The organism is Agromyces sp. NPDC055658 (genome assembly GCF_053618155.1).
This window is the reverse complement of the sequence record NZ_JBSHHD010000006.1, coordinates 113,240-122,858: the sequence shown is the minus strand read 5'-3', so window position 1 is coordinate 122,858 and position 9,619 is coordinate 113,240. Positions and strand designations below refer to the sequence as shown.

The 9,619-nt window shown below is 67.8% G+C and carries 7 protein-coding genes; 3 read left to right on the top strand and 4 right to left on the bottom strand.

From position 1 onward, the window contains the following. Positions 1–46: 46 nt before the first annotated feature. Both ACWGPE_RS04935 and ACWGPE_RS04930 read right to left on the bottom strand, forming a co-directional pair. The gene (locus ACWGPE_RS04935) at positions 47–3,400 is read right to left on the bottom strand and encodes a beta-N-acetylglucosaminidase domain-containing protein (protein WP_231431860.1); all 3,354 of its coding nucleotides are present in this window, start codon (positions 3,398–3,400) and stop codon (positions 47–49) included. A gap of 331 nt (positions 3,401–3,731) precedes the next feature. Continuing rightward, positions 3,732–5,657 carry a glycoside hydrolase family 5 protein gene (locus tag ACWGPE_RS04930; RefSeq protein WP_231431859.1) on the bottom strand — a complete coding sequence of 642 codons (1,926 nt, stop codon included), beginning with the start codon at positions 5,655–5,657 and terminating at the stop codon, positions 3,732–3,734. A 195-nt stretch (positions 5,658–5,852) separates the two neighbouring features. On the opposite strand from ACWGPE_RS04930, the gene ACWGPE_RS04925 reads away from it, so the two are divergent. Beyond that, positions 5,853–6,476 (top strand): VOC family protein, encoded by a 624-nt coding sequence (locus tag ACWGPE_RS04925; protein WP_231431858.1) that lies wholly within the window; start codon positions 5,853–5,855, stop codon positions 6,474–6,476. A gap of 16 nt (positions 6,477–6,492) precedes the next feature. Here ACWGPE_RS04925 and ACWGPE_RS04920 read toward each other — a convergent pair whose 3' ends face one another. Together ACWGPE_RS04920 and sigJ are read right to left on the bottom strand one after the other, a co-directional pair. Next, a complete protein-coding gene (locus ACWGPE_RS04920; protein ID WP_231431857.1) occupies positions 6,493–6,783 on the bottom strand; it encodes a DUF1905 domain-containing protein in 291 nt (96 codons plus the stop codon). Positions 6,784–6,807: 24 nt separating this feature from the next. Further along, the gene (gene sigJ, locus ACWGPE_RS04915; protein ID WP_275506414.1) at positions 6,808–7,734 is read right to left on the bottom strand and encodes an RNA polymerase sigma factor SigJ; all 927 of its coding nucleotides are present in this window, start codon (positions 7,732–7,734) and stop codon (positions 6,808–6,810) included. A 132-nt stretch (positions 7,735–7,866) separates the two neighbouring features. On the opposite strand from sigJ, the gene ACWGPE_RS04910 reads away from it, so the two are divergent. Beyond that, a complete protein-coding gene (locus tag ACWGPE_RS04910; RefSeq protein WP_231431855.1) occupies positions 7,867–8,607 on the top strand; it encodes an SDR family oxidoreductase in 741 nt (246 codons plus the stop codon). A 9-nt stretch (positions 8,608–8,616) separates the two neighbouring features. Further along, the gene (locus tag ACWGPE_RS04905) at positions 8,617–9,543 is read left to right on the top strand and encodes an aldo/keto reductase (RefSeq protein ID WP_275506415.1); all 927 of its coding nucleotides are present in this window, start codon (positions 8,617–8,619) and stop codon (positions 9,541–9,543) included. Positions 9,544–9,619: the final 76 nt, after the last annotated feature.

The window sequence follows — 9,619 nt, the reverse complement described above, 5'->3', positions numbered from 1 at the left end:
GAGCAGGGGCCGGGTCGCGATCGCGACCCGGCCCCTTTCGTCGTTCCTAGCCGAGCGTCCCGACGAACAACTCGTTCAGCCGCAGTCCCGAGCCCGAGGTCCATTGCAGCTTGAACTCGGAGATCTCCCCGAACCTGCTCAGATCGACATTGACATAACCGCCGGTCAGTGTCCCCGCATCGATCCACTCCTGACCGTCAGCCGGCTTGACCTTTAGGTCGACCTCCGATTCTTCGTCCTTGACCAGGATGAGGTTGGTCGCGTCGGGCGTGTTGACGTTGCTGTACGTCAATGCGCCGGCCGTGTCGCCCACGTCGACGGAGGTGAAGAGGTCGAGATCGAGCAGCCTCTCGAGGCCGCCCGGATCACCGGTGAGCACCGTGGTGTCTTCGTCGACAGTCGAATTGACCGCGACGTCCAGCACCTTGAGCCAGTTGCTCTGCACGCCGTCCGTCAGCTTCACGTAGCGAGCCGACTCGCCGCCGAGCTTCACGACGTTGTCGGCCCCGGCCTTGGCGAACGTGACCGGATCACGCCAGTTCGTCCCGTCAGAACTCAACTCGATGCGGCCCGAAGACACGAGGTCCTTCTCCGATCTGATCCACAGGTCGTAGACCGGGATTTCGCGTCCCAGATCGAAGACGAAGTGCCGGTCACCGCCCGCCCCTCGGAGCCAGAAGGACGTGACCGGGTCGCCGTCGACGATGTTCTCGACCTTTCCGGAGTAGACGCTCACGTTGTGCGCGCTCGCCGTGGGGCGGATGGAGCCGCCGAGTGCAACGGAGAGCTCCTGTAGCGCGATGTCCTGCGCGACCGTCGACGTGTTCACCACGCGAATGTACGTCGCTGCGTTGATGCGCGGATCCGACCAGTTCATCGCGGTCCATGCACGTCCGTCGGTCGAGAACTCGGCGCTCAGGAACCTCAGGTCATCGTCGATCCTCAGCGAATGCGCGTTCTTGAGCTTGTTGAAGCGGAAGCCGAAGTACTCTCCCGGCTCCACGGTGAGATCGCCGGAGCCTCGCAGCGCGACGGTCGATCCTTCGAAGGAGAGGGCACGACCCTGCAGACCGGCCACGTTCGTGAAGACCTCGGCAGGGTCTTCCACGTTCACGCGGAACTCCTTGACCGACAACCCGCGATTGGGCGAGCCGGTGACCTCATCCGTGAACTCGTCGGTGGCGCGGTAGCGCAGGAACTGTGCTTCGACGTCGAGTTGCCGAGCGGAGACCGAACTGCTGTCGAAACCGGCCACTTCGAACCAGGTGGCGTTGTCGATCGATGCCTCGAGCACGCCCTGCTTGTAGTAGTTCTTGGCGTCCATGCTGATGAGCACGTTGTCGATGCGCGTCGTTCTGCCGAGATTCACACCGAAGTACGCTCCACGGGACACGAATGCGCCCGATCCGGCCGCTGTGGACAGGTCGCCGTCCAGCATCTTCGGGTAGTCCAAGGTCGTGCTTCCGAAGCCATGCATCTTGGGCGGCAGCGAGAGCGCGTTCATGAGTCGAATCTCGACGAGCGAGAGGATCTCCTCGATGAAGGGAACGAGCTCCTTCTGCGCAATCACCTTCGGCGAAGACGAGACTGCGGCCTTGAGGCCGGCTCGCTGGTCCGAGATGAGGGTCATCGCAGCTCGGATCGACGCCGGATCATCCGGAGTGAGGTCGTCCAGGTCGAGGATTCCCTGAACCGTGGCCCTGCTCACTTGCGCGATCCGTTTGAGCTCGTCGAGCCAAGGCCCCACTTCTCCGGAGATGCCGTTCGATCCGTCGTACGCCTCGAGCGTGTCGATCGCGCTACTGATCTCGTCGAAGGATCGGATCAGGGTCGCGCCTGATTCGTCGACCTCACCGTCGGCAGCGAGCAGTTGTTTGAAGGAGGCCAGCTCCGGCAGCAGATAGGCGGACTCCGGGGTGTCGAACGGATTCAGGCCGGCTGAGGCATGGGCCGAGAAGATCCGCAACGCCCGGGCCGCCGTCGCATCGTCCGGGATGATGCGGGCGAACGAGGCCTGCCAACTCAGGTCTGCATTGTAATCGTCGGTGTTCCACGTGTAGTCCGCGACGCTGAAGAGGGAGACCTTCGATGCCTGGGCCTGATTCATCGGGTTCGCGGCGAAGCCGGAGACGTTCTCCACGCCCGCGTGCAGGCCCTTCGACGGTCCCATATGGACATATCCGGCGCGCCCGAGATCGTTGACCGGGTAGTTCCACCACATGTAGACGGGCCGGTCGATGTATTGCGTCACCCAGTCGATGGCGCTCTGCGAGACCGGCGACACCACGTTGTCGCCGGTCCACATGATCTCCACATCCTTCGGGAAACGGCTGATGCTCTTCAGGTAGTTGATCGTCGCTGGACTGCCGCCGTCTTTTCGGTAGTACTGCGGGCAGAAGATGATGGGGCGGACGTCGCCCTTGGGCTTGATGTACTCGCGATCGATGCGGGTGATGAAGTTCACCAACTGATCGTTGTTCGTCGCGGCGTCATCGAAGAAGATCGCGAACTGTCGGACTCCGATTTCGTAGAGCTGATCGAACTTGTCCTCGAGGGCTCGGACATCCGCATCGGAGCCGAGGTCGATCTTGCCGCCGACGTGTGCCGCCCAGACGAACTGCACGTTGGTTTCACGTCCCGTGTCGACCAACTCCTTCAGTTCAGCAAGCTTCTCGGCGGGATACGGCTCTCGCCAGCGGGCGGCGTGGTAGGGATCATTCTTCGGTCCGTAGAGGTAGGAGTTCATCTTGTGATCGCCACCGAAGACCATGAGGTCCTTCCGATTCTCGTGCGACCAGGGGGTTCCATAGAAGCCCTCGATGAATCCCCGGAACTTGACGTCCGCGTAGTCCTCGATCAGTGTGTCGCGGAGGACCACGCCCGCCTGGCTGAGGATCTGATCGAGGGTGGTCACGCCGTAGAACGCAGCGTCGTTGTCCCTGCCCTCGATGGCGACGACCCGATCGGCGGCATTGATCTCGAGTACGTAGCCGTCGTCGTTGGCAATTGAACGAGCCGGGTCGTACGTCCCGTCGAGGTAGGCGTCATCGGCGCCCTCGTCGTCGTCGATACCCACCAGAACGTCGATGTCGCGCCGCGATGAGTCCGGGCTCGCCGTCGTCACCGCGAAGCCACGCGTCTCGAACAGTGCCTCCGCTTTGGCGGCGGTGTTGGGGCCGACGCCATCGTCGACGACGAGATTGATCGTCGTCTGTTCCGGAATCGCCATGCTTCTCGGCCCAGAGGTGCAGCTGTGGACCTTGGGATACAGGTCGTACTTGCACGGCCGCGTTGCGGACGGCTCCGCGTTCGCAACCCAGGGGGAAAGCAATGACAGCGTCAACGCTGACATCAGCACCGTTCCGAGCATCATTTTGCGGCCTGCTATCGGGCGCATCATCCAGCCTCCTCGACCCAGGGTGTGGGTCGGTGTTGCCTCTGATCCGTCGCGGTGACTCGTCACCGGCGACGAATCCGAGGAGTGTGAAAGTTGTGAACGCGTCGCCGCTGGAGGGCTTCGCGCTGGTGACTTTGTTGACTTAGTAAACTAAGTTGGAGTCGAACCTAGGCGATCGCGAAGTCTCGCGTCAAGCGTCGGCGGCCGATTCGCTCTCGATGCCGGGAACGGCCCGCTGGTCTCACCGGGCACGCGTGGACGCCGGCCGAGCAGCCGGGGCGGAATGAAGGGGCCGGGTCGCGATCGCGACCCGGCCCCGTTCGTCGTCCGCCGATCAGGTCAGCGGCTTGCAGAGCAGCGCGTCGGGCACGCCGCCGTGGTTCCAGTTGTAGGTGAAGGCAACGCCCGCGATGTACTCGGTGTCCTTGCACTGGCCCTTGTAGTTGCCGGGCGCCCAGTCGCTGGCGGTCGAGCCGCCGCCCGCCGGGCGGTTGTCGCCCTGGTCGAACCAGATCAGGCGGCCCTGGCTCGCCGGCAGCGCCGTGGTGCTCGTCGCGCAGGCGAGCTTCCACATCGCGGCCTTCGTACCGGTGCCGGTGCCGAGGCTGTAGCCGACGGCGACCTCGCCCGGGTTGCACTGCAGCTTGCTGTACCCCGGGGCCCAGTCGTTCGTGATGTTGCCCTCGCCGCTCTGCACGCGCGGGTTCGAAGTGGCGATGCCGCCGATGTCGGTGCAGAGGCCCCGGTTGGTGCTCCGCGCGATGCCCTGCAGGCGCTGGCTGTCGGGGCAGGTGCCCTTCCACTGGCCCGGCGACCAGTCGCCCGCCTGCAGCATGCGCAGCGACGACTGACTGTCGACGAAGCTGCCGCTGCCGATCATGTTCCAGCGCGGCGCGGAGGCCACGGGGCCGGTCTTGCCGTTCGCGTTCACGAGCTTCACCCACTGCGGGTATCGCCAGTCGTCGGCGATGCTGAGCTTCGTGCCGTCGGGCTTGTAGGCGAGCAGCGAGTAGCCGTCGGCGAAGTTCCCGGCGGCATCGGCCTGCGTCACGAGCGGCCACGCCGCGAAGTCGCTGTCGTTCGCGATCAGGATGTCGGTGAAGTTCACCCACCAGGCCTTGTCGAGCGCGCCGGTGTCGGCGGCGTGGCCGATGCCGAACTCGCTGAACCACACGGGGGCGGTGTAATGCTGGCCCGCCGTATTGACGTACGCGGCGGCCCGGTTCACCTCGGCCACGAGCTCGCTCTGGGTGAGGTCGCGGTAGCGGGGGTCGTGGGTCTCGCCGAGCCCCGTCGCACCCGTGTGCTTCGGCCCCGTGTAGGCGTAGATGTGCGCCGCGTAGACGAGCTTGTCGGGGTAGGGGAGCGCGTTCGAGAGGTTCGCGACGGGCTTGAGGTGCGGCCGGTCGTGGAAGAAGCCGTCGAGCGGGATGCCCTGCCAGTTGATGCCCTCCATGATGACGAGCACGTCGGGGTTCGCCTGCTGGATGGCGACGCCGGCCTTCTGGAACGCCTGGTAGAGATCGTTGCCGTCGCCCATGCCCCAGTTCGGGTCGTTCCAGACGTCGCGGCGGACCTCGTTGCGGAGGTCCATGCCGACGACGCGCGGGTTGTCCTCGTAGCGCTCGGTCAGCATCACCCAGTCGCTGATCCACTTCTCCGTGGTCTGGCTGCTGTACCACTTCGAGTTGCCGTCGTCGGCGCCGCAGCACCAGCGCGACGTCGTGGTGTGGTTGTTGAGGATCACCGCGAAGCCGTCGGCCGTGAGGGCGTCGACCACCGCGTCGAAGACCTGCAGCGGGGTCTTGCCCTTCAGCGAGGGGTTCGCCGCCACGGCGACGTCGGGCACTGGGGTGGTCATTCCGAGCATCTCGTTCGAGTACGACAGCCGGATGCTGTTGAGCCCGAGTCCGTGGAAGTCGCTCATCAGCGTCGCCATCGGCACGCGGTCGAGCCCCATGGGGATGTCGTAGCTCATGCCGCTGTTGTGGTTGGCCGGGTCGTTCTTGTCACCGCTGCCGTTCCAATGGCCCTGTGCGCCGTCCCAGTTGGCGGACTCGAGCTTGAATCGGTCGCCGTCGGCGTCGACGATGTACCGGCCCCTCGTGCTCAGCGGCGGCGTCCACGACGCCGCGAGCTGCGGCCCGGTGACCTGTGCGATCGGCGTCGACTCGGTCGCCGCATGCGCGGGGACGATGGCCGAGACGGCGAGCGCCGCGGTGACCGCGGCCACTGCGAGTGTCGCGATGCGACGATGCATTCGAACCTCCCTGTTCGCTTCTCCGCGTCGTCACGCTGTCGGGCTGCACTCGCGGCGACGCCTGGCGGTCGCAATGCTATGGGGGTGCCAGCCGCAATGTCAACGTAAACATGTTTGCGTTGCCAGAGCACGTCGGCGCACATCGGTCAGGATTCGAGAAGCGTCGGGGCGGGCCTCGCTCGTAGCGTGATCGACATGTCAACCATCGAATCCATCACCCTCGACGTCGACGACCCCACCGCCGCCGACCGCTTCTACACCGACGCCCTCGGCCTCGACGGACGGGTGCGCACACGGCTCGCCACTGAGCCGTCGACGGGCTTCCGCGGCTACACGCTGTCGCTCGTCGTCGCGCAGCCCGGCAACGTGCAGGCCCTCTTCGACGCCGCCGTCGCCGCCGGCGCCACGGTGCTGAAGCCCGTCGCCAAGTCGCTCTGGGGCGTCGGCGCATCGGTGCAGGCGCCCGACGGCGCGATCTGGAAGTTCGCGACCTCGGCGAAGAAGGACACGGTTCCCGTCGGCCGCGACTTCGATCGGCTCGTCCTGCTGCTCGGCGTCGACGACGTCCCGGCGAGCAAGCGCTTCTACGCCGAGCACGGCTTCGCCGTCGGCAAGAGCTTCGGCAGCTACGTCGACTTCGACACGCCCCGCAGCCCGATCGGCCTCGGCCTCTACAAGCGCCGCGCGCTCGCGAAGGACGCGGGCGTGCCCGAGGAGGGCTCTGGCTCGCACCGCCTCGTGATCGCGAGCGGCGACGGCGCGTACACCGACCCCGACGGCTTCGCCTGGGCGCCGGTCACGGCCCCCGCCGACGCGTGAGTCGTCGCGGTGCGGCTCAGGGCGTTCCGACCCTGAGTCGCACGTCGACGACGTCGCCCACCTCGAGCGACTCGGCGCTGCGCACCCACGCCTTCACGGGCACGATGTAGCCGCCGTCCTTCGGCCACAGCGCGGTCGGCCACTCGCTGTCGCCGATGCGCACGGTCGCCGGCACCATGCCCCAGCCGTAGCTCACGAACGGCGCGATCGCCGCGAGGTCGTCGCACGCTGCGTCGGGCACCGTCACGAAGTGCCACGGGGCGGGACCGCGCCAGAACCACAGCGCACCGCTGAAGTCGAGCTCCATCGGCTCAGGATACGGGTGGCGTGTTCACGCCGGCGCGTTCCACCGCCCGAGCTTCTCGGGGTTGCGCATGACCCAGGCGTTGGTGATCGCGTCGCCGCGCACCTCGATGACGGCGACGGTATCGACGATCCCGTCCTCGCCGAAGGCGAGCGTGAGCCCGTCGGCCGTCTCGTGCAGCGACCACTCGAGCGCCGGACCGCGCTGGGTGAGGGTGCCGGCGATGAATCGGGCCACGCGGTCGGGGCCGAGCACGGGGCGTCGCGTCGCCGAGACGAATCCGCCCCCGTCGGAGTGGAGCACGACGTCGGGGTCGAGCAGCGACAGCAGCGACTCGAGCCGCCCCGTGCCCGCTGCGGCGACGAACGCGCGCACGACCTCGTCGTGGCGCTCGCGGCTGACGACGCCCGCTCGTCGCTCGCGCACGTGCCGGCGGGCGGAGGCGGCGAGCTGCCGGCAGGCCGCGGACGTGCGTCCGACGACCTCCGCGATCTCGGCGAACGGCATCGCGAACACCTCGTGCAGCACGAACGCGACCCGCTCGGCGGGGGTGAGCGACTCGAGCACGACGAGCAGCGCCGTCGAGACCGACTCGTCGAGCATCGCGCGATCGAGCGGGTCGTCGGCGGCCCGCACCGCGAACCGTGCGGCGTCGGCGGTCGGCAACGGCTCCGGGAGCCACTCGCCGACGTAGTGCTCGTGTCGCCGACGTGCCGAGCCGAGCTGGTCGAGGCAGATGCGGCCCACCGTGCGCATCAGCCACGCGCCGGGCCGGTCGACCGAGTCGCGGTCTGCGGGAGGCATCCGGTACCAGCGGGCGAAGCCCTCCTGCACCGCGTCCTCGGCGTCGGCCACCGTGCCGAGCATGCGGTAGGCGAGGCCGACGAGGGCGGGCCGCTCGGCGTCGAGCGCCTCGTCGCGCGCGTCGGTGGGAGCGATGGGCGCATCGGGCATGCCCCCAGCCTCGCACGCGGCGACGCGCCCGGCACCTTGCATTCCGGCGGGCTGCGTCGTCGAGATGGTGAAGGGGCGAACGGATGCCCCGCCCGCCGCCGCATCCGCGGCCCGAATGCAGAGGAGCCCATCATGAAGATCGCCGTTGCCGGGGGAACCGGAACCGTCGGACGCCACGTCGTCGACGTCGCCCGCGAACGCGGGCACGAGGTCGTGGTGCTCACCCGCTCGGCCGGGGTCGACGTGATCTCGGGCGAGGGACTCGCCCGGGCGCTGCAGGGCGTCGACGCGGTCGTCGACACGAGCAACGTGACGACGCTCGACGCGAAGAAGGCCGAGGCGTTCTTCACGACGGGGTCGCGGAACCTGCTCGCCGCAGAGGCCGCGGCCGGCGTGCCCCACCACGTGCTGCTCTCGATCGTTGGCATCGACCGTGCGCCGTACGGGTACTACGCGGCGAAGCTCGCCCAGGAGCGCGTCGTCGAGCAGGGCGACGTGCCCTGGACCATCCAGCGCGCGATGCAGTTCCACGAGTTCGCCGGGCAGATGCTCGAGGGCATGTCGTTCGCGGGCGTCCACCTGGCGCCGAAGGTGCGCACCGCGCCGGTCGCGGCGCGCGAGGTCGGCGAGCGACTCGTCGCGCTCGCTGAGGCCGGCCCCGCCGGGCACGTCGCCGACCTCGCCGGCCCGCGCGAGGAGCGGCTCGAGGAGATGATCCGCAAGCTCGCCAGAGCCCAGGGCCTGAAGGGACCGGTGCTGGCCGTGTCACTGCCCGGCAAGCAGTTCGCCGCGATGCGATCCGGCGTCACGTTGCCCGGTCCGGGCGCCGTGCGTGCGACCCGGACGTTCGACGAGTGGGTGGCCGACCGATAGCCTGCACCAGTGAAGACCATCGATCTCGCCGGCATCGCGGCTCCCAACGTCGTGCTCGGACTCATGCGCATCGAGCAGCTCGGCGACGACGAGGTGCGCACCCTCATCGGCACGGCCCGCGACGCGGGCATCGACTTCTTCGACCATGCCGACATCTACGGCGAGACGCTGCACGCCTGCGAGCGCCGCTTCGCCGAGGCGATGCAGCTGACGCCCGCCGAGCGCGAGCAGGTCACCCTGCAGACGAAGTGCGGCATCGTGAAGGACGGCCCGTACTTCGACTTCTCGTACGAGCACATCATCGAGTCGGTCGAGGGGTCGCTCGAGGCGCTGCAGACCGACTACCTCGACATCCTGCTGCTGCACCGCCCCGACGCCCTGGTCGAGCCCGACGAGGTCGCCCGGGCGTTCGACGAGCTCGAGGCGTCAGGGAAGGTGCGCGCCTTCGGGGTCTCGAACCACACGCCGAGCCAGCTCGAACTGCTGCGCCGCTCGGTGCGGCAGCCGATCGTCGCCAACCAGCTGCAGCTGTCGATCACGCACGCGCCGATCATCGCGCAGGGCATCTCGGCGAACATGCAGGGGTTCTGGCAGTCGACGATGCTCGACGGCGGCATCGTCGACTACTGCCGGATGAACGGCATCACGATCCAGGCGTGGTCTCCACTGCAGGCGGGGTTCTTCAGCGGCGTGTTCCTCGGGTCGGCCGACTACCCCGAGCTCAACTCGGCCATCGACCGGCTCGCCGAGAAGTACGACGTGGCGCCGATCGCGATCGCGACCGCGTGGATCACCCGGCACCCCGCGAACATGCAGGTCGTGCTCGGCACGACCAACCCGTCGCGCGTCGCCGACGCGGCGGCGGGCTCGGCCGTGCCGCTCACGCGCCCTGAGTGGTACGAGCTCTTCCGCGCCGCCGGCTACCAGGTGCCCTGAGCGCTCTCAGGCCGGTCGCCACCGAGGCCGTCCGTACCGACGCCTCGCGATCTGGTGGGCCGTCGCGCTCGCGCGC

What these genes read in the sequence shown, in the direction of transcription:
- ACWGPE_RS04920 (WP_231431857.1), bottom strand. Translation starts at nt 6,783, where the DNA reads ATGGAGCTCGACTTCAGCGGTGCGCTGTGGTTCTGGCGCGGTCCCGCC.
- ACWGPE_RS04910 (WP_231431855.1), top strand. Translation starts at nt 7,867, where the DNA reads ATGAAGATCGCCGTTGCCGGGGGAACCGGAACCGTCGGACGCCACGTC.
- ACWGPE_RS04930 (WP_231431859.1), bottom strand. Translation starts at nt 5,657, where the DNA reads ATGCATCGTCGCATCGCGACACTCGCAGTGGCCGCGGTCACCGCGGCG.
- sigJ (WP_275506414.1), bottom strand. Translation starts at nt 7,734, where the DNA reads ATGCCCGATGCGCCCATCGCTCCCACCGACGCGCGCGACGAGGCGCTC.
- ACWGPE_RS04935 (WP_231431860.1), bottom strand. Translation starts at nt 3,400, where the DNA reads ATGATGCGCCCGATAGCAGGCCGCAAAATGATGCTCGGAACGGTGCTG.
- ACWGPE_RS04925 (WP_231431858.1), top strand. Translation starts at nt 5,853, where the DNA reads ATGTCAACCATCGAATCCATCACCCTCGACGTCGACGACCCCACCGCC.